The sequence below is a fragment of the Pedobacter sp. B4419 genome, from assembly GCF_059693725.1.
In genome coordinates, this window is sequence record NZ_JCASSL010000002.1 from 169,311 (window position 1) to 187,994 (window position 18,684).

The 18,684-nt window shown below is 40.1% G+C and carries 16 protein-coding genes; 5 read left to right on the plus strand and 11 right to left on the minus strand.

Features of this window, described 5'->3' with window-relative positions:
* Positions 1-272: 272 nt before the first annotated feature.
* Positions 273-1,436: a hypothetical protein gene (locus AC570H_RS12365; RefSeq protein ID WP_497355220.1), complete on the plus strand. Its 1,164-nt coding sequence runs from the start codon at positions 273-275 to the stop codon at positions 1,434-1,436.
* A gap of 72 nt (positions 1,437-1,508) precedes the next feature.
* On the opposite strand, the gene AC570H_RS12370 is transcribed toward AC570H_RS12365, so the two are convergent.
* The 11 genes from AC570H_RS12370 to rpsT form a co-directional block, all read right to left on the minus strand.
* Positions 1,509-2,951, minus strand: a complete 1,443-nt coding sequence (locus AC570H_RS12370) for a beta-helix domain-containing protein (protein WP_497355222.1) — start codon at positions 2,949-2,951, stop codon at positions 1,509-1,511.
* A gap of 113 nt (positions 2,952-3,064) precedes the next feature.
* On the minus strand, positions 3,065-5,830 hold the full coding sequence (locus tag AC570H_RS12375; protein WP_497355224.1) for a TonB-dependent receptor: 2,766 nt from the start codon (positions 5,828-5,830) through the stop codon (positions 3,065-3,067).
* 151 nt (positions 5,831-5,981) lie between these two features.
* On the minus strand, positions 5,982-6,494 hold the full coding sequence (locus AC570H_RS12380; protein WP_497355226.1) for an Mpo1 family 2-hydroxy fatty acid dioxygenase: 513 nt from the start codon (positions 6,492-6,494) through the stop codon (positions 5,982-5,984).
* A 102-nt stretch (positions 6,495-6,596) separates the two neighbouring features.
* The gene (gene rny / locus AC570H_RS12385; RefSeq protein WP_497355228.1) at positions 6,597-8,159 is read right to left on the minus strand and encodes a ribonuclease Y; all 1,563 of its coding nucleotides are present in this window, start codon (positions 8,157-8,159) and stop codon (positions 6,597-6,599) included.
* Positions 8,160-8,416: 257 nt separating this feature from the next.
* The gene (locus tag AC570H_RS12390; protein WP_497355230.1) at positions 8,417-8,707 is read right to left on the minus strand and encodes a cell division protein ZapA; all 291 of its coding nucleotides are present in this window, start codon (positions 8,705-8,707) and stop codon (positions 8,417-8,419) included.
* Positions 8,708-8,738: 31 nt separating this feature from the next.
* Positions 8,739-9,029: a hypothetical protein gene (locus AC570H_RS12395; RefSeq protein WP_497355232.1), complete on the minus strand. Its 291-nt coding sequence runs from the start codon at positions 9,027-9,029 to the stop codon at positions 8,739-8,741.
* A 112-nt stretch (positions 9,030-9,141) separates the two neighbouring features.
* A complete protein-coding gene (gene pheT, locus AC570H_RS12400; protein ID WP_497355234.1) occupies positions 9,142-11,538 on the minus strand; it encodes a phenylalanine--tRNA ligase subunit beta in 2,397 nt (798 codons plus the stop codon).
* Positions 11,539-11,718: 180 nt separating this feature from the next.
* Entirely contained in the window at positions 11,719-12,558 is an 840-nt protein-coding gene (locus AC570H_RS12405) for an endonuclease/exonuclease/phosphatase family protein (RefSeq protein ID WP_497355236.1), read from the minus strand.
* Between the two features lie 238 nt (positions 12,559-12,796).
* Entirely contained in the window at positions 12,797-13,495 is a 699-nt protein-coding gene (gene radC, locus AC570H_RS12410; RefSeq protein WP_497355238.1) for a RadC family protein, read from the minus strand.
* 5 nt (positions 13,496-13,500) lie between these two features.
* Positions 13,501-14,547: a redoxin family protein gene (locus AC570H_RS12415; RefSeq protein ID WP_497355240.1), complete on the minus strand. Its 1,047-nt coding sequence runs from the start codon at positions 14,545-14,547 to the stop codon at positions 13,501-13,503.
* 54 nt (positions 14,548-14,601) lie between these two features.
* Entirely contained in the window at positions 14,602-14,856 is a 255-nt protein-coding gene (rpsT, locus tag AC570H_RS12420; RefSeq protein ID WP_497355242.1) for a 30S ribosomal protein S20, read from the minus strand.
* 304 nt (positions 14,857-15,160) lie between these two features.
* Here rpsT and AC570H_RS12425 point away from each other — a divergent pair, with 304 nt between their 5' ends.
* The 4 genes from AC570H_RS12425 to AC570H_RS12440 all read left to right on the plus strand — a co-directional run bounded on the left by AC570H_RS12425 (position 15,161) and on the right by AC570H_RS12440 (position 18,640).
* Positions 15,161-16,786 (plus strand): DUF4139 domain-containing protein, encoded by a 1,626-nt coding sequence (locus AC570H_RS12425; RefSeq protein ID WP_497355244.1) that lies wholly within the window; start codon positions 15,161-15,163, stop codon positions 16,784-16,786.
* A 249-nt stretch (positions 16,787-17,035) separates the two neighbouring features.
* Positions 17,036-17,614: a phosphoribosylglycinamide formyltransferase gene (purN, locus tag AC570H_RS12430; RefSeq protein ID WP_497355246.1), complete on the plus strand. Its 579-nt coding sequence runs from the start codon at positions 17,036-17,038 to the stop codon at positions 17,612-17,614.
* 22 nt (positions 17,615-17,636) lie between these two features.
* Positions 17,637-17,981, plus strand: coding sequence for a hypothetical protein (locus tag AC570H_RS12435; RefSeq protein WP_497355248.1), 345 nt, complete (start codon positions 17,637-17,639; stop codon positions 17,979-17,981).
* Positions 17,978-18,640, plus strand: coding sequence for an ATP-binding cassette domain-containing protein (locus AC570H_RS12440; RefSeq protein ID WP_497355250.1), 663 nt, complete (start codon positions 17,978-17,980; stop codon positions 18,638-18,640). The genes AC570H_RS12435 and AC570H_RS12440 overlap by 4 nt, the downstream gene beginning before the upstream one ends.
* Positions 18,641-18,684 lie beyond the last annotated feature (44 nt).

Consider the following 18,684-nt stretch of genomic DNA (forward strand, 5'->3'; position numbering starts at 1 on the left):
GCTATCAACTAACCTAAACTGTAATGATAAATACTAACCAAATATTTAACACCACAAAAGTAGGTTGGCAATGTTAAGAACCTATGAAATCGGGATTATCTTAAGATTATTTAATATAGGATTCGGCAAAAACTGAATTTTCCGAATATTTAACATTTTTTGGACAATATTCGCTAGGCTTTAATGTTAAATTTATATATATTTAATATTATCTCAATGTTAAGCCATTGAAAAGTCAAGCCAAACATATCGTCCGTAAGCTTCTCATCGTCATGGGATTAGTGCTTTTATTTGCGCAGGCAAAAGCACAGCGCCATAGCTTTGAATTTTATGATGGCACTTTCAATTTCGAGGCTGATTCTACACTTGACATTCCTTTTGCAGCACAACTCACTAGCCAATCGGTAAAGGATTTTTACAGCAAAATAAATACTGGACATTATCAAGAACTCATCCAGGCCTTGCTCGGCTATAAAGAGAAATACAAGCTGAATGATTGGCTCTATTATCAGCTGGTACGAAAAACCGCTCAAGAACTTAGCCCAAAAGCCGAAAACTATGGCCGGTATACATTGTACAAATGGTTTTTAATGAGCAAATCTGGTTATGATGCCAAAGTAGCCGTTGGGAACGACCAAATTATTTTCTACATCCGCAACAACGAGGATATTGCCGATATCCCCTACTTTATGGTTGATCAGAAAAAATACACCTGCCTTAACTATCATGATTATGGCAAGTTGTTTAAGCGTGAAGATGCCTACAAACCGGTTAACATCGAAATACCGGAGGCTAAGGATGCTTTTAGCTACAAGGTTACACGCATGCCCGATTTTAAGCCTGAGGATTATGTAGAAAAACAGATCGCCTTTAATTACAAGCACAAGGCTTACCATTTTAAGGTAAAGCTGAACAACGAGGTGGAAAAGATTTTTGCCAACTACCCAGGTGTTGATTTTGAAACCTATTTTAATATTCCTTTAAGCAGAGAAACCTACCAATCGCTCATTCCGATATTAAAGGAAAATGTAAAAGGCATGAATACCAAAAAAGGCGTAGATTATTTGATGCGTTTTACCCGTTATGCCTTCTTGTATGAAAATGACGAGGAAAATTTTGGCAAGGAAAAGCGAATGTCGCCAGAACAGACTTTGTTAAACAAATACAGCGATTGCGACGATAGAGCCGCCTTGTTCTTCTTTTTGGTAAAAGAGATCTACAACTTGCCTATGATCGCCATGCTCTACCCTACGCATATTACCATGGCCGTACAGTTTGATAAGCCTAGTGGCAATGCAATCATCTACAATGGCAAATCGTACACCGTATGCGAGCCTACGCCACAGCAGCAGAACCTTAAATTGGGCGAATTATCAGCTAGCTTAAAAAACAAGCCTTACGAAGTAGTATATCATTACGATCCGCTTAATAAATAGCGAGTTTGGTCCAAAAAAAAATCCGTCCCGACTAAAGTCAGAACGGATTCAAATAAACAATTTAATATCTTATTATTTCACAGCACCTGGAGTAGTGTAAGGCAACGATTGTGGATCAAAATGAGCCCAACCTGCAGCCCAGTTCTCAGTACCAAAAGCACCTTTGTAAGCAACTGCAGTAAAGCCAGTAGCTACTTTAGCGTTAGTGAATGAAGCACCAGAAGCAGCGGCAGAAGCGGCAACTACAGTAAAGTTAGGAACGCCAATTCTTGCACCACCTACTAAGTCAGCTGAGTATTTGTAAGGATCGGTAATGATACTTGCAGCAGTAGCACTTGCATCGAATGTATTAGTTGCAGCTACACCAGTTAACAATGGAGTGATTACGCCCAAAGCGGTTGCGTTAGAAGCTTTGATCTGGTTGCTTTTGCTATTGCTGTTGAAAATCAAGTTGTTTGCAATTACTGATTTTCCAGTACTTAAGTTACCTGAAGCGTTTAAATTACCAGAAGCAGGCAAAGCATCGTCAAAGAAGATACCTTCTGTATAACCTACAATTACTGAGTTGAATAAGCTCATTGCAGAGTTACGACGGATTTGTGCGCCATGTTGGAAAGCTGGATTGATAGTAGAACCACCTGAACCAACTGGGCCTAAGATTGTCATGTTAGAGAAAACTGGTGAAGTTTGAGGAGTTAAGTTGTCACCAGCGGCGTTGTTATCAGATTCGAAACCGTTTGATCCAGAAGCATCAGCAGTTACAGCTAAACGTTGAGCCAAACCGAATTGTACTTTACCAGAGAAACCATTGTCTGTATCAAAATCATCATCCCAAGTATCGATAGCCAATAAGTGCGTACAGTTAACCGAACCACCGAACCACTCGTAAGCATCGTCACCTGAACGGTAAACCTCGATATAATCGATTGTAGTACCCGAACCAACTGAACCAAAAGTTAAACCATTGATTTCGTTATCTGGACTTAAAGCGATACCTGCATATTCAATACGTACATATTTCATTGTACCTGAGTTATCAGCATTATCGGTACCACCGTGCTTACCTTTATCGGTTGCATCAGAAATACCTTCGATTGCCACTGAAGTACCTACGTTGTTTTGTGCTTTACCTAATAAGATGATACCACCCCAGTCGCCTTCTTTACGGGCACCGGCAGCGATACTTGAAGTAAATACAATAGGTTTATCAACTGTACCTACAGCCATGATTTTTGCACCACGGGTAATGATCAAGGCACCTTTAGTAGCTTTATCACCTTTGATAATGGTACCAGGCTCAATTGTAAGGGTTGCATTACCTGTTACAAAAACATTACCTTTTAATAAATAAATTTTATTTGCTGTCCAAGTTGTACTGGCTGAGATATCGCCTGATACTTCAACAGTGTTTGAAGGCGTAGGTGGATTGATATCGCCATCTCCACTATCGTTCTTTGAGCAACTTGCCAAGAAGATCAATACGCTCAATGCGCAAAATAATAAGTGTTTTTTCATTTTTATTTTTTTAATTTATTTTCTCAAAATTGTTAAATAGATATAATTCAGTGATTAAATAAAGCTTAAGTTATTGTTAACAATCAAGGGCTTATCTAAACAATAAGTTAACATTAGAAGCTGTAAGAGAACGACAACGAATAGTTTGATCCAGGTTTGTAGCTCAAAATGGTCTCATCGCCTTTTGCGCGGTCGTAGCTTTTGTTTTTATCTCTATCGTAGTATTGCGTAATGCGGTTATTCAAAATATCACCGGCATTAAACTTCAGCTCGCCTTTGTTTTTAATTACTTTTAAAGCCAATTGTAAATCAACCACGTTTCTTGGTGCATCCCAAATACCAGGGAACAAAACGCCTGGTGCAACGGCCAATTTGCGTCCAACTCTGTTAAACAAGGCATTAAAGCTCAACCTGTCTTCTAAGAAAGTGTGTTGCAAGCCTGCATTGATTACGTAAGGTGCCTGACCAACCATTGGGCGACTAGTTTCTAATAGATTTAAACCTGTATTGCTTTGGTCAACTTTTGATTTGATTAACGAGAAATTGGTATAGAAAGTAGTTTTCTTTAAGAAATCGGTCTGACTGATAAAATCTAGTGACTTACGTAACTCTAATTCTATCCCATACACATCTACCTTATCTGAGTTCATAAAGGTGATGATCCTCGATGATGCTGCGTCCATGTTAAACGTCTCAATGGCGTTATGGAATTTTTTGTAAAAACCAGATATCGAAAGGATTTGTCCAGCTTGAGGATAAAATTCGAACCTGATATCTGCATTGTCGATTTTTGCTTCTTTTAGGTCTGGGTTACCTTGTTGCAAAGCCAATAACTCATAATCATAAATTGAAGGCACAGCCAATTCCCTAAATTCTGGTCTAGCCAAAGTGCGGTAATAAGATGCCCTTAGGTTGATTTTAGGTGTTAGGCTATAAGTATAATTTACCGATGGCAATATATCTAAATAATTGTCATCAACTGCATTTTGCGGATTTTTCACCTTAGAATCCAGCTTTACATCGAACTGCTCTACACGAACACCCCAAACCACACGCGATTTTTCTCCAATTTTATTATCCAACATTACATAACCTGCATTGGTCATAGAATTTGCATCATAGCTATCTGCGTCTCCGCTGATATCCGCCAAAGAATAAACTCCACTGTTTAAAACATCTCTGCCAAATAGTGTATTTAATGGTCTTTTTCTAATCTCATCTGCATCAGGTGCATTTGGATCTAAAACAAATCCCAAGAATCTTGCGGTAAAATCACGTTTGCGATATAATGAGCTCAATCCTGCTTTGAATGTTGCGGTTTGGCTGAACATTTTTAGTGGCAAGGTATAGTTTACAGCTCCGCTAAAGTTATCTTCATTGAGCTTAGAAAACAATCTCGTGTTTTCTTTTCCCGCTGTGGTATTGTTCGCAAAGAAAGCATAGTTCTCTGTTCCAATATCCGCTGGGTTACGAGAATAAGATACTTTCTTTTGATCTGGCTGATCATTTAAGATATTGGCATAACTTACCGACCAATTGATCTTCGAATTATTAGCGCCTAATGGGTGAGTTCCCTCAAGCGTTGATTTAAACAATGACTTCTGCATCAAATCAAAGGCGAAGAACCTCACATCATTTGATCTTTCGCTGTTATAACCAGATCTGGTTAAGAAAGAATCGTCATAGTTTCTATTGTAGATATTTTTAAAAGTGATCTTACTCTTGCCATAGGTATAGGCAAAGTTAGCCAATGCACCTATGCTTGTAGAGAACTTGTAAATGTCATCATGGTAATCGTAGTTCACATAATCTCTAATTACATCGTTGTTGATGTTTTGTGCATTACGATAGGTTAACGAGAACAAAGCACCAAACTTCTTGTCGCTATCCTTAAAGTTCTTCACTCGGCCTAAGGTAAACTGATAATTTTGTGTAGGCAAGGCAGTATTGGTATAGATATTATAGTCTGAAGACAAACTCTTCATTGCCGCAATATTCTGCTCTGGGGTTAACAGCCTGTTTACAATTCTCCTGGTTGATGGAAAGCTACCTGGCAAGGCCTTATCGCCATTATCAAATCCAAAATAATCAGTTGCGTTTCTTGCACCACTTTTAAAATCCTTAAATGTAGATTCGGTATTGTAACCAGCACCTACAGCAAAAGAAATAAAATTGTTATCTGGAATGTCTTTAGTTACAATCTGAATAGAGCCACCAGTAAAATCGGCTGGCAGATCTGGAGTTGCGGTTTTGCTTACAATAAGGTTATCTACCAAATTCGAAGGCACGATATCGAAAGAGAAAGCTTTACGGTTTGGCTCGGTACTTGGTAGCGATGCACCGTCTAAGGTTGCATTGTTGTACCTATCGCTCAAGCCCCTAATTACGACAAATTTATTGTCTTGAACAGTTGCACCGCTCACTCTTTTCAATACATCAGAAGTATTTCTATCTGGTGATTTTTTAATCTGATCGCTCGATACTCCATCAGAAATTACTGCGCTATTTTTTTGCTTTGCATATAATGAATTAACCGACTCTTGCTTAAAGTTCGCTGTAATTACAACTTGCTTTAAGGTTTGAGAGCTCGCTTCCTCCATCACTACGTTTAAGGAAGTGGTGGCTCCATTTTTAACCTCAACATCTGTAATTTGTTTGGTCGAATAGCCTACATAAGAAATCTCGATGGTATGTTTACCCTCTGTAAGGCCCGGAAGGATATATTTTCCGTCAACATCAGTACCAACACCTTTAGTAGTGCCAGCAATCCTAACCGAAACACCAATTAATGTTTCGCCTGTCTTTTTATCTGATACGGTTCCTGAAATTTTACCTGTTCCCTGTGCGAAAACAGCTGCACCCATTACTAAGAATAGCAATGTGAAAAATGCTTTTTTAAGAGTTAATTGTGAGTTCAATTTGCCTGATTATTTGTTTAGGCAAAACTATTACCACAATGTTAGCTCTATGTTAGCGCTAAATTACCATTCGTTTATGCAAAGGTTAACTAATTGTTAAATGGCCGCTGTATCAATATTTTAGCCCTACTTTTTTGCAAATAAAATGCAATAACCAAATTGGACCGATTAACAAAAACTTAACATCATCTAAAAACGAAGGTTTTTTCCCTTCTATTTTATGGCCTATGAATTGGCCTATCCAAGCCACTACAAAAATGATGGCAAACACCAGCCAGGCGGCTGGTCCGCCAGCGCCTTGCCACTGCTCCAGCTTTACGATGCCATAGCTCATCAGGCCTATGATCCAGATCATTAAAAAGAACAGCACAGGTGAAAGCGTAAAGTAATAGTACATGGCAAAGGCAATCACAAACGAAGCCCAATTGAAATAACCATTATACTGCCCCAAAAATTCTAAATGAGGAAAAGGGATCTGCCATACAAGCCCTAATAAACTAAACACGATCAAAGGCACACAAATCCAATGGATCAGTTCGTTGGTATGATTTTGATGACTTTCGGCATATTTATCAAAATAGATGTCTACTGGTCTTTTGGCCGATGTTGGAAGGGTTTTGCTCATATCTGGCTAATTTGATATAAAAATAAAAAAAGCGATAGACAAATCTACCGCTTTTTAAACTTTCTTTTAGATTCTTCGCGATGCTCAGAATGACAAGTCTTGTTATTTGGCGAAGGCTACCGAACGGGTTTCCCTGATTACCGTAACCTTGATCTGACCTGGGTAGGTCATTTCGGTTTGGATACGGTTAGAAATATCTGCAGCCAATAATTCTGCCTGCTGATCGGTTACCCTTTCGCTTTCTACCACTACCCTCAGCTCTCTACCCGCCTGGATGGCAAAGGTTTTCTCTACGCCTGGGTATGAAAGTGCCAGTTCTTCTAATTCTTTTAAACGCTTGATATAGCTCTCTACTACCTCTCGCCTTGCTCCTGGACGTGCGCCTGAAATCGAGTCACAAGCTTGGATAATAGGCGAAATCATTGAAGTCATCTCGATCTCGTCGTGGTGGGCACCAATGGCGTTGCAAACCTCTGGGTGTTCTTTATATTTCTCGGCCAATTGCATCCCCAAAATTGCGTGTGGCAATTCAGGATTGTCATCAGGCACTTTACCTATATCGTGCAATAGACCGGCACGTTTGGCTAATTTGGCATTTAAACCCAATTCTGCCGCCATGGTTGCACAGAAATTGGCTACCTCACGAGAGTGGTGCAATAAATTTTGTCCGTAAGACGAACGGTAACGCATACGCCCAACCATTCTGATCAGCTCTGGGTGCAAGCCGTGGATGCCTAAATCGATTACGGTACGTTCGCCGATCTCTACAATTTCATCTTCGATCTGTTTTTTGGTTTTGGCCACTACCTCTTCAATACGGGCAGGGTGTATACGACCGTCGGTAACCAAACGGTGTAAGGCCAAACGGGCAATTTCTCTTCTTACCGGATCAAATCCTGATAAGATAATGGCCTCTGGTGTATCATCAACAATAATCTCGATGCCTGTAGCGGCTTCCAAAGCACGGATGTTCCTACCTTCCCTACCAATTACACGACCTTTGATCTCGTCGTTATCAATGTGGAAAATAGATACCGAGTTTTCGATCGCTGCTTCGGCTGCTGTACGCTGAATGGTTTGGATAACCACTTTCTTTGCTTCTTTGCTAGCAGTTAGCTTGGCCTCGTCTACAATATCTTTTACTTGCATCAGTGCCTGCGAACGGGCTTCTGATTTCATGTTCTCTACCAATTGGTTTTTCGCTTCTTCTGCGCTTAATCCTGCAATGGTTTCCAACTGTTTGACGTGCTGTTGCTTCAACACATCTACCTCTTCCTGCTTTTTAACGGCAACGGCGGTTTGCTTTTCTAAATTAGTACGATGGCTATCTAGTTCCTGCTCTTTACGGGTGGCGTTTTCAATCTTTTGGTTTAACGACTGCTCTTTTTGCTTGATACTGTTTTCGCGTTGATTTACTTCGTTGTTGCGCGCATTTACCTGTTGCTCGTGTTCTGCCTTCATTTGCAAGAACTTCTCTTTGGCCTCTAGCAACCTATCTTTTTTCATGATTTCGGCTTGGCTCTCTGCGTCTTTCAGTATTTTCTTCGCTTTGCTTTGCGCGGCTACCTCTTGTTGTTTAAGCAGGTTCCGCAACAGGTATCTGCCAATTGCTATACCAACAATCAAGCTGGCCAGCACGCATCCCGTTATTCCTAGTATTTCCATTTGTTTTTGTTTCGTTTAATGGTGGCGGAGTTATTATAATTTTCGGTTAAAAATTATCCCGGCACCATTTGTTTGTTAAAAAAAAACCGTCACTAAATTATTATGCTCATGTATGCCTTCTTTCGTCCGTCAGCAACGCTGAAAGACAATCGATAGGAAATTTTGAAACATAAAAATTTAGCCACGGCCAGATTCTGTTAGCTTATACGGCTTCCCGTTGAAGATGTATCTTCAATTACGGCCGTTATAAGAACGTTTTATTTCGTGAAAAATCCGTTTAACAAACTATCTAGCTCCTCTACCTTTTCGGCAACGGCAGTATCTTGGTGCTGCACTTTATGCTCTGTTCTCAACACCGCCGTTGCATAGTGCAACACCGCCATCGAAAGCAGATCTTGTTTATCTCTAACCGCATAATTTTCTTGATAGTCTTTTATACGCTCGTTGATAATCTTAGCTGCCCGCCTCACGATCTCTTCTTCTTCCATGTTTACCTTTAAGGGGTAAATACGGTCGGAAATAGTTATTTTAATCGAGATTTCTCCCATTTTTTAAGCTTTGTTTCAATTTTTTATGCTGCTATTTTTTTAGCAACACCACACACTTATCAATTTCACGCACAAATTCGTTAATTTTTTGCTTTATATCAAGTGTCTTTTCACTTGTACCTTCAATACTCTTCGCTAATTTAAGCACGCGGAGCTTTTCGTCCAGATCGGCTTCGTTAACTTTTGCCTTATCCAATTCTGCCTTTACGTGCTTGTTTTCTAACTTTAAAAGGTCATTTTCTTCTTGCAGGGCATTGCAAAGCTCTATTAAACGAGCAGTTTTTAGCAATACATTATTTAATTGATCGGCAACTGAAGACATGCTTTTAAATTTTAATTATGGAATGAAAGAGTTTTGAATGTTTGAATAATGTTAGTTACAATTAAAAATTCATTCCCACATTCACTCATTCCATCCTTCTCTCATTCTTTTATTATCTAATTTCTACTTTTGCATTTTGGACCAAGTTAGCTATAATCTTTTGCATCACCGCATCGATTTGCTTATCGGTTAAGGTTTGCTCCTCATCCTGTAAAGTAAAGTTAAGGGCATATGATTTCTTACCCTCTGGCAATTTATCACCTTCGTACACATCGAACACCTGAACCTGCTTGATCAGTTTTTTCTCGGTTTTAAAGGCAATTGTCTTCAATTCGTCGAAAGTAACTTTCTTGTCAACCAACATAGACAAATCTCTTCTTACCGATGGATATTTTGGAACCTCTTTGTTGATGATCTTGTTTTTACGAACGGCATCCAACAATGCAGCCCAGTCAAAGTCTGCATAAAACACTTCTTTATCCACACCAGCCTGCTTTCTATCGGTTACAGTCGCTGCGCCAAACGAAACCAAAGCCTGCGGACCTCTGAAGTATTTTAAGCCATAGGCAAAATTTTCATCGCTGATCTCTTCTGATTGAAAATTGCCAATGCCTAAACGGCCGATGATGGCATCTACAGCAGCTTTTAGGTTATAGAAAGTTGACGGGCCATCATTCTGGTTCCATTGCTCGCTTTGCTTGCTTCCGGTAACCAATACCAATAAACGTGGACGCTCTACGTACTCGCCATTGATTAAATGGTAGGTTTTGCCGAATTCGTAGAACTTTAAATCTGTATTTCTACGGTTTTGGTTATATACTACGCTTTCTAAAGCCGGTTGCAACAAACTTTGACGCATTACGTTCAAGTCTGAGCTCAGCGGATTTAAAATCTGTACGGCTTCTTCTGGTTTTTTAGAATAGCTAGCACGGGTTAGCGAGTTGCACCAGATTTCTAAAAAGCCGTTTGCAGTTAGCATATCGGCAATCAGGTTCTGGATATTTTCTTTATTTGGCTTGGCGGTATAAGCTAATGAAGCATTTACCTTTGTTGGAATAACAATGTTATCATAACCATAAATACGTAATACTTCTTCGGTGATGTCGCATTCGCGGGTTACATCTACTTTATAGGCAGGCACTTTTAGGCTCAATCCGGCTTCGGTTTCTGCCGCGACTGTAATGCCCAAAGCTGTAATGATCGATTTGATTTCCGTTGTTGGAATATCCTGTCCGATCAAAGAAATGATGCCTTCATAAGTTACCTCTACATCAAATGGCTGTGCCGGATTTGGATAAATATCAGAAATTGTCGAAGAAATCTCTCCTCCGGCCACTTCCTTAATCAGCAATGCAGCACGCTTCAATGCAGTAACGGTAATTTCTGGATCTGTACCACGCTCAAAACGGAAAGAAGCATCGGTTTTTAAGCCATGTCTCTTCGAAGTTTTACGCACCGATACTGAATTAAAATAGGCACTTTCTAAGAAAACCTGAGTAGTTTGCTCGCTTACCCCAGAGTTTTTGCCACCAAATACCCCAGCAATGCACATTGGTTTGGTTGCGCTGCAGATCATCAAGTCTTCTGCCGAAAGCTTGCGTTCTACGTCGTCCAAGGTTACAAACGGAGTACCTTCTGCACACTGTTTTACAATTACCTGCTTGCCTTCAATTTGATCGGCGTCAAATGCATGCAAAGGCTGTCCCAATTCGTGCAATACATAATTGGTAACGTCTACTATATTATTGATCGGACGGATGCCGATTACTTTCAGTTTATCTTTTAGCCAATCTGGCGATGTTTTTACCGTTACGCCACTAATGGTAACGCTACTGTAACGCGGGCAGGCCTCGGTATCTTCAACCTTTACCTCGATTTTTAACGTCTCATTATCGGTTTTAAAGGCTGATACATCAGGCATTTGATAAGAAGTACGCAAATAGGCCGCCAAATCTCTGGCCACGCCCAAGTGCGATGCCGCATCGGCTCGGTTAGGCGTTAAGCCAATCTCGAACATGAAATCGTCTTCCATTTTGAAGTAAGACTTTGCGGCTATGCCGATGGCCACATCTTCTGGCAATACCATAATACCGGCATGCGAACTGCCAAGGCCAATTTCGTCTTCGGCACAGATCATCCCTTCAGATTCTTCGCCCCTAATTTTAGATTTATTGATCTTAAAAGGTTCGCCTTCATTAGGGTATACCGTTGTACCTACGGTGGCTACCACTACTTTTTGTCCGGCAGCTACATTTGGTGCGCCACATACGATCTGCAATAGCTCGCCTGCGCCTACATCAACTTTGGTCACGCGCAAACGATCGGCATTTGGATGTTGCGCACATTCAACTACATGGCCAATTACCAAACCTTCGAGACCGCCTATAATGGGCTGTACCTTTTCCAGGCTTTCTACTTCTAAACCAATGTTGGTTAAAATGAGCGAAATTTCCTGAGGAGTTTTTTCGGTTTGTATAAATTGCTTGAGCCAGTTGTATGATATTTTCATGTTGGAGTATCGAGTATTAAGTATCGAGTATCAAGTATTGATATAGAGCATTAAATTAACGCCCTACACTATACGCTTTACGCAATACTATTAAAAACGCAAAGATATTATTTAATGCCGAAAGCAGAAAGGCTCAGCTCAATTGATTAAACAAAAATGGCATTCGATCCAATCTTTTTTCTAAAACAACAGTCTTACAAAAATCGGCAGGTGATCCGAATAGTAGCGCTGGTCTTTACTGTCTGACAACACTGCAAACTTCTGCACTTTAAAAGCCTTGTTTACAAACACATAATCAATCTTGTCTTTTAGTGGGCTATCCCATTTAAAGCCATTAAATGTGCCTGTTGGACCATAAGGTGGTTCGATAGAAATATCTTTGGTATCAATCAAAAACGATTTGATCGTGGCAATAGCCTCTGTTTCTGGCGTTACGTTCAAATCACCAGTAAAAACCACAGGCAACGTTGGGGCAATTTCCTGGATTTTCTTTTTAAGCAACTTGGCAGATTCTATTCTTGCCTGCACACCTACATGATCATAATGGGTATTAAAGACCAAAAACTCTCTTTTGTTCGACTTGTCGTATAGCTTTACCCAAGAACAGATTCGGTTCAGCGCTGCATCCCAGCCTTTGCTTGGCACATCGGGAGTGGTAGACAACCAAAAAGTGCCTCCATCTTTTTTCACAAACCGGTCTTTGTTAAAATAAACAGCAGAAAATTCACCTTTGCGCTTACCGTCATCCCGGCCCACGCCCACTACATCGAAGTTGGAATTGGCCAATAAATCGTCAAACTGATCTGGCAATGCCTCCTGCACACAAAGAATATCTGCATCGTAAAAACGCACCAGCGCCTTTACATTTTCTTTTCTGTTGGGCCAGGCATTAACTCCATCAGAAGCCACATTGAGCCTGATGTTATAGGTAATGATATTGATCGGCTGGTTTTTTTGGGCAAAAGTTGCGTTTGCCAAACCTAGGCCAATCAGCAACATCAATAAGGTTCTTCTCATCATGCTCCTAAATTACAAATCCTATGTTAAATTAGTGTTGTGAGTCAATTGGCAGTTTTCAGTTGACAGTTGCCAGTTGCTAGCTATCAGTTGTTGGTTGACAGTTTTTAGTCGCAAAGAAAAGAAGTATTACGCCAAGTTTTTCTTCTTTGTGCAAACAAACTTTTCCATTTTACCTTTTCCATCTTCCATTTTACCTTTTCCCTCTTACCTTTCAATTCTTTGCGGTTAAGGCAATAAACTACATCAAACTTTCATCGGCTAGACTAAGAAAAGCACCATCTCCTATAATGAGGTGATCAAGAACCGGCAGTTCTAGCACCAGTCCGGCCGCAGCGAGCTTTTTGGTAATCTCGATATCTGAGATGCTGGGCTTGAGGTGACCTGAAGGATGGTTATGCGCCAAGATGACCGAGCTGGCATTATGCTCAAAAGCGATTTTAAAAATAACCTTCGGATCGACTATCGTACCAGCAACACCGCCCCTGCTCACCAATTGTTTGGCAATTACAAAATGTGCACGATTAAGCAGCAATACCCAAAACTCTTCATGAGGCAAATCGCTAAGCTCGCTTTGCATGATTTCAAAGGCATCTTTTGAGGAAACAATCTTTCGGGGCTTATCACTTACCAGTTCTTTTCTTCTTCGGCCCAATTCGAGCGCAGCGATAATGGCAATGGCTTTTGCTTCTCCAATGCCTTTAAACTTCGAAAGCTCGTTGATCTCGATTTTGGCCAACCTCGCCAAGTCGTTATGATAAGTTTTAAGAATCCGCTTGCTCAGGTCAACAGCAGTTTCGGTCTTATTGCCCGAGCCGATCAAAATGGCAATCAGTTCTGCATCGGTCAATTGCTTGCGACCTTTGGAGGCGAGTTTTTCTCTTGGCCGATCGGCCTCTGCCCAAGCCTTGATGCCAAGTTTTTCATCGCTATTTTTCATCGCATCTATTTAGTTGCTTTAAAAATCTCTTCCAACTTTTTCTCTAAATCTTCTCCACGCAGACCCTTGGCTAAAATTACTCCATTGCTATCGATCAAAATATTATCTGGAATACTCCGTATATCGAACATTTTAGAAACGGCATTTTGCCAACCACCAAGATCCGAAATATGGGTCCATTTCAGCCCATCAGCCTTTATGGCCTTAATCCAGGCTTTTTTGTCATTGTCTAAGGAAACGCTTAAGATTTCAAATCCTTTATTTTTATATTTTTGGTAGGCATTAACTACTGCTGGATTTTCTTGTCTGCACGGCACGCACCATGAAGCCCAAAAATCAACCAACAAGTATTTGCCTTTAAAATCATTTACCGAAATGGATTTCCCAAATTGATCATTCTGTTCAAAACTTGCTATCTTCTCGCCAATCACAATATCAACTTTTTTAATATTGTTGTTTTTTATGGCCAATGCATAGCTTGTTCTTTTTAATTCTGAACCAAGGTCAGCGTATATTTTTTGTAACTCATCGTTATCAAAGTACTTTATATAAGCGCTTAAAACGTACACAGAAATTATAGAATTCGGATATTGTTGCAACAGCCCGGAAACACGTTGCCTGATCTTCTTTTTCTTTTCATCACCTGTGGCCGATGACTTAGCAATTTCAGCTAACCGTTTCATCGAGGTATCTATAACGTTGTTGGTTATACCAGATTCGATGATTTTTCCTTTCACATCAATCCCACTAAATCTGATGTTTTTAAAAGAGGCTGTATCTAACTCAAGTAGGGTTTGGCCGGCATCTATCCAAAATGGGGTAACTCCAACCATTTTATTAGAAGGAATAGAAATACTGGCTAAGACAGGCATGTCTACTTTGCCTTTAAACAAGAAAGTTCCGTCTTTTGTAATTAAGGAATCTCTTTTACCATAAGAAAGGTAAACTTTGCCACTGTAGTTATTGATCTTGCCCTGAACAGTAAAGCTTTGTTGGGCATACAATTGGTTCAGAAAGGAGAGAAAAAGAATAAAAACCCAAAATTTTTTCATAAAAAAAGCGGTATAGCTTAGGCTACACCGCTTCAATATCGTTAAAAAAAGCGACTATTTTAAACCGTTAACGAATTTCGTTAATTTCGATTTATTGTTAGATGCTTTGTTTTTGTGGATTACATTTTTCTTAGCCAAACGATCTAGCATAGAAATTACTTTAGGAAGTAATTCCAATCCAGTTTTTTTATCTTCAGCACCACGTAGTCTTTTGATGAAAGTACGTGTAGTTTTTGCTTGATATCTGTTACGTAGACGTTTTGCTGCGTTTGCTCTAATTCTCTTTAAAGACGATTTATGATTTGCCATTCTTTTTCAGCCTTTTTGCTATATTTATTATTTCGGACTGCAAATATAGAGTTATTGTTTTAAAATTCCAAAATGGTTTTAAAAATATTTTTCGTCAGTCTTTTATTTAACAGATCCAACCATAAAAAAACATCCCGAATCAATCATAAATAATGGTTTCCAAGGATTTATTGTTGCCATACCCGCCCCTATATTTGCTCATAAGAATGATCAAGGCATTTGAAAAGCACCTAAATATTTTACCTGCCTTACCAATTAAAGCTTACAAATTGTTAACTTGAAAACATCCTCTAAAATCCATAAAATGAAATTTCTCTACTTAATTACCGCTTGCCTATTGGCCAATATTTTAGCAATGGCCCAAGCCCCAATTATTGCCAAAGCTAAATTAGATGCTGCCACAGTGTTTAGCAATAGTGCCCAATTGAACCATAGCAGCAGCGTACAGTTGCCTGCGGGAAGCAGCGAAGTCGTAATTAACAACGTAGCCAATCTGCTCGACGAAAACAGCATCCAAATCGGTGCATCTGCCAATGTAACGATCATGTCTGTACGAACGGCTACCAATTACATGAACATAGAAAACAAAAGCCCTGAATATTTACGGATAGAAGAAAGCCTGCGCGTTGCGAATGCCAGTTTGGCCACCTTGCTTAATGAGATTTCTGTGGAGGAAAGCACCTTACAATTATTAGATAAAAACCAAGCCATTGGCGGCTTGAATACAGGCATTACCGTAACTGAATTGAGTAAAATGGTTGACTACTACCGCAGCAAGCAATTGGAAATCAAAGGTAGGATCATGCAAATGAAAACCAAACAAGAAGCGCTTAACAAACAAGTGGCCAAACTGCAAAACCAACTCAAAGAACTCAATACAGGGCAAACCGGAACAGGCGGACAGCTGATTTTGCAAGTGTTGAGCACCATTGCAGGCAAGGCCGACTTCAACATCAGCTATATGACACCTAGCGCATCATGGACGGCTTATTACGATCTACGGGCTGACAACACCAGTAGCCCTCTTAAAATTATCTACAAAGCCAATGTGATCCAATATACCGGCATCCCATGGGAAAAGGTTAAACTCACATTATCTACTGGCAATCCTTCGCAAAGCGGCACCGCGCCAATGTTATCGCCATGGTTCTTGAAATTTTCGGACCCCAACTTGGCTTATTCACAGACTGTTGGCCGTATTCAAAACCGCATGCAGGGCATGGAAACCAGATCGGCAATGGCAGAAGAAGTGATTGACATTAAAGACACAAACAAACGAGCGCCTTCAACAGTAAATCAATACACCACACAAACCGAAAACCAGCTGAGCGCTACATTTGATATCGACATTCCTTACGATATTGCTTCTAACGGAAAACCGCACAGTGTTGCACTGAAAGAATACAGCCATCCGGCCAACTTCAAATACTATGCGGCGCCTAAATCTGATCCGGATGCTTTTCTGATTGCCGAAATCACCAATTATGAAAAACTAAATCTCGTACCTGGCGAGGCCAATATCATTTTTGAAAACATGTATGTAGGCAAATCATTCATCAACCCTTATGCCACTACAGACACTTTAAACCTGAGCATGGGGCGCGACAAAATGCTAACGATTAAGCGCGAAAGGCTAGCCGAACAAACCACCACGCAAACCATCGGCAGCAACAAAAAGCAAACAATTACCTATGAGCTCCGGGTTAGGAACAACAAAAAACAAACGGTAAACATGTTACTGAAAGATCAATATCCTTTATCAACCGACAAAAGCATCCAAACGGAGCTGCTCGAATCGGGCAATGCAAGCGTGAATACGGAAACAGGGATTTTAACTTGGAAACTGAGCATACCGCCCGGACAAACACAAACCATTCGGATAAGTTATTCCATCCGCTATCCAAAAGATAAATACATCCCTAATTTATAGTCTATTAATCTTCGCTTCCAGCATATAGATTGGCAAACTGAGCTCATTTTTGGCTCTCCTTTAAAAAAAACGATAAAACTATTTCTTTAAAGGGGCAAAATGTTATTTTTGAAGAAACATCAGGATTTCGAAACAAAAATGAACTAGCCAATTGGTTTGGTTTAGTTTTTGTTCGGTGAGTGTTTAAAATTAAGGAAAGGCCTTCGGCATATTTAAATGCCTAGCCAATACAAACGACTTCAAACATAAATGAAAAAAAGGATCGCAATTTTTGCTTCGGGTTCAGGATCGAATGCGCAAAAGATTATGGAGCATTTTAAGCGCAATACGGAAGTGGAAGTTGCCTTGGTATTAACCAACAATCCAGATGCTTATGTACTGCAACGTGCCGACAGCTTTGAAATACCTTCACATATTTTCGACAAGCAAGAATTTTATAAAACCGACAATATCCTCGACCTGCTTAAAAACCTGGATGTTGATCTGATTGTACTTGCCGGCTTTTTATGGCTCATCCCCAAAAACCTTTTGCAGGAATATCCTGGCAGGATCATTAACATCCACCCTGCCATTTTGCCAAAATTTGGCGGAAAAGGCATGTATGGTGATCATGTGCATCAGGCTGTAATGGAAGCCAAAGAAACCGAAGGCGGTATCACTATCCATTATGTAAATGAAAATTACGACGAAGGAGAGTTTATTTATCAAGCCAAATACCGCATTGACAAAGACGATAGCTTGGAGATGATCAAATTTAAGGGGCAGCAATTGGAGCACCTGCATTATCCGCGCATTGTGGAAAGCATTATTAAAAAAATCAAGAAATAGCCTTAAGCGCTAAACCGTAGTCTTGAGTGCCGAGTTTGGAGTTTATTATACCAGAAAACAGCCGTTGAAGAATTTCAAACTACACTTAAGGTCGCTTTACACTTTTTATCTTAACCACTTTTTCGTAGGCCTGCTGATCAGCCTGAGCTGCATGTACCTTTACAATTTATTAGGCAATCATGCCATTCCGATCATTTGTTGGTACAAAGTCATTACCATGGGCATTTTCTTTTATGCGGTTAATACCCGAAAAAAGAAAGAGTTTGTTTACTACCAAAATCTTGGTATTTCTAAAAAACTGCTTTGGGGCATTACGCTTGGCATTGATTTTTTGCTGTTTATCGCATTAATGATTTGCGCGAAATGACACATCAATTAGAAGCCGATGGCATAGAGCTGTATTTCGGGGCCCGGAAAATACTGAACGGTGTTTACCTTAAATGTGAAACCAATGCCATTACAGGACTGTTGGGGCTCAATGGACAAGGAAAATCTTGCCTGATGAACATTATATATGGAACGTTGAAGGCCACCAGCCGTTCTGTTCGTTTTGATGGCACCTCTGTTTTCGAAGCCTTTAAGCGACCAGACTTGCTTACTTATTTGCCTCAATTCAATTTCATTCCCACTTCCTTAAGTCTAAAAAGAGTATTTAACGATTTTGAATTGCCATTTAGCGATTTCGAGGCCACGTTTACCGAATTCGCTGGTCGCGAGTTGAGCAAAGTAGGCAGGCTTTCAGGGGGCGAACGCCGCTTGCTGGAAGTATACCTCATCATCAAGTCCAAATCACAGTTTTCAATGCTCGACGAGCCTTTCTCGCATATCATGCCCTTGCATATTGAACAAATAAAGGAGCTGTTGCAAACAGAAAAACAGCACAAAGGCTTTTTAATCAGCGACCATTATTACCAACATATCATAGCCATGAGCAATACCCTGTACGTTCTCAAAGACGGGCAAACCCATCTTGCCAAAAGCGCCGCTGATATTGAGTGGTTTGGCTATGTAAACAAGCTTGTTTAGGAGGTCAAAAAGCGTCTTTTCTTGTCAGCTTAATTTTATTCAAA

Excerpts from the sequence above, each read along its gene's own strand:
- pheT (WP_497355234.1), bottom strand. The coding sequence starts at position 11,538 with ATGAAAATATCATACAACTGGCTCAAGCAATTTATACAAACCGAAAAA.
- rpsT (WP_497355242.1), bottom strand. The coding sequence starts at position 14,856 with ATGGCAAATCATAAATCGTCTTTAAAGAGAATTAGAGCAAACGCAGCA.
- AC570H_RS12440 (WP_497355250.1), top strand. The coding sequence starts at position 17,978 with ATGACACATCAATTAGAAGCCGATGGCATAGAGCTGTATTTCGGGGCC.
- rny (WP_497355228.1), bottom strand. The coding sequence starts at position 8,159 with ATGGAAATACTAGGAATAACGGGATGCGTGCTGGCCAGCTTGATTGTT.
- AC570H_RS12395 (WP_497355232.1), bottom strand. The coding sequence starts at position 9,029 with ATGTCTTCAGTTGCCGATCAATTAAATAATGTATTGCTAAAAACTGCT.
- AC570H_RS12390 (WP_497355230.1), bottom strand. The coding sequence starts at position 8,707 with ATGGGAGAAATCTCGATTAAAATAACTATTTCCGACCGTATTTACCCC.
- AC570H_RS12370 (WP_497355222.1), bottom strand. The coding sequence starts at position 2,951 with ATGAAAAAACACTTATTATTTTGCGCATTGAGCGTATTGATCTTCTTG.
- radC (WP_497355238.1), bottom strand. The coding sequence starts at position 13,495 with ATGAAAAATAGCGATGAAAAACTTGGCATCAAGGCTTGGGCAGAGGCC.
- purN (WP_497355246.1), top strand. The coding sequence starts at position 17,036 with ATGAAAAAAAGGATCGCAATTTTTGCTTCGGGTTCAGGATCGAATGCG.
- AC570H_RS12425 (WP_497355244.1), top strand. The coding sequence starts at position 15,161 with ATGAAATTTCTCTACTTAATTACCGCTTGCCTATTGGCCAATATTTTA.
- AC570H_RS12380 (WP_497355226.1), bottom strand. The coding sequence starts at position 6,494 with ATGAGCAAAACCCTTCCAACATCGGCCAAAAGACCAGTAGACATCTAT.
- AC570H_RS12415 (WP_497355240.1), bottom strand. The coding sequence starts at position 14,547 with ATGAAAAAATTTTGGGTTTTTATTCTTTTTCTCTCCTTTCTGAACCAA.
- AC570H_RS12405 (WP_497355236.1), bottom strand. The coding sequence starts at position 12,558 with ATGATGAGAAGAACCTTATTGATGTTGCTGATTGGCCTAGGTTTGGCA.
- AC570H_RS12365 (WP_497355220.1), top strand. The coding sequence starts at position 273 with ATGGGATTAGTGCTTTTATTTGCGCAGGCAAAAGCACAGCGCCATAGC.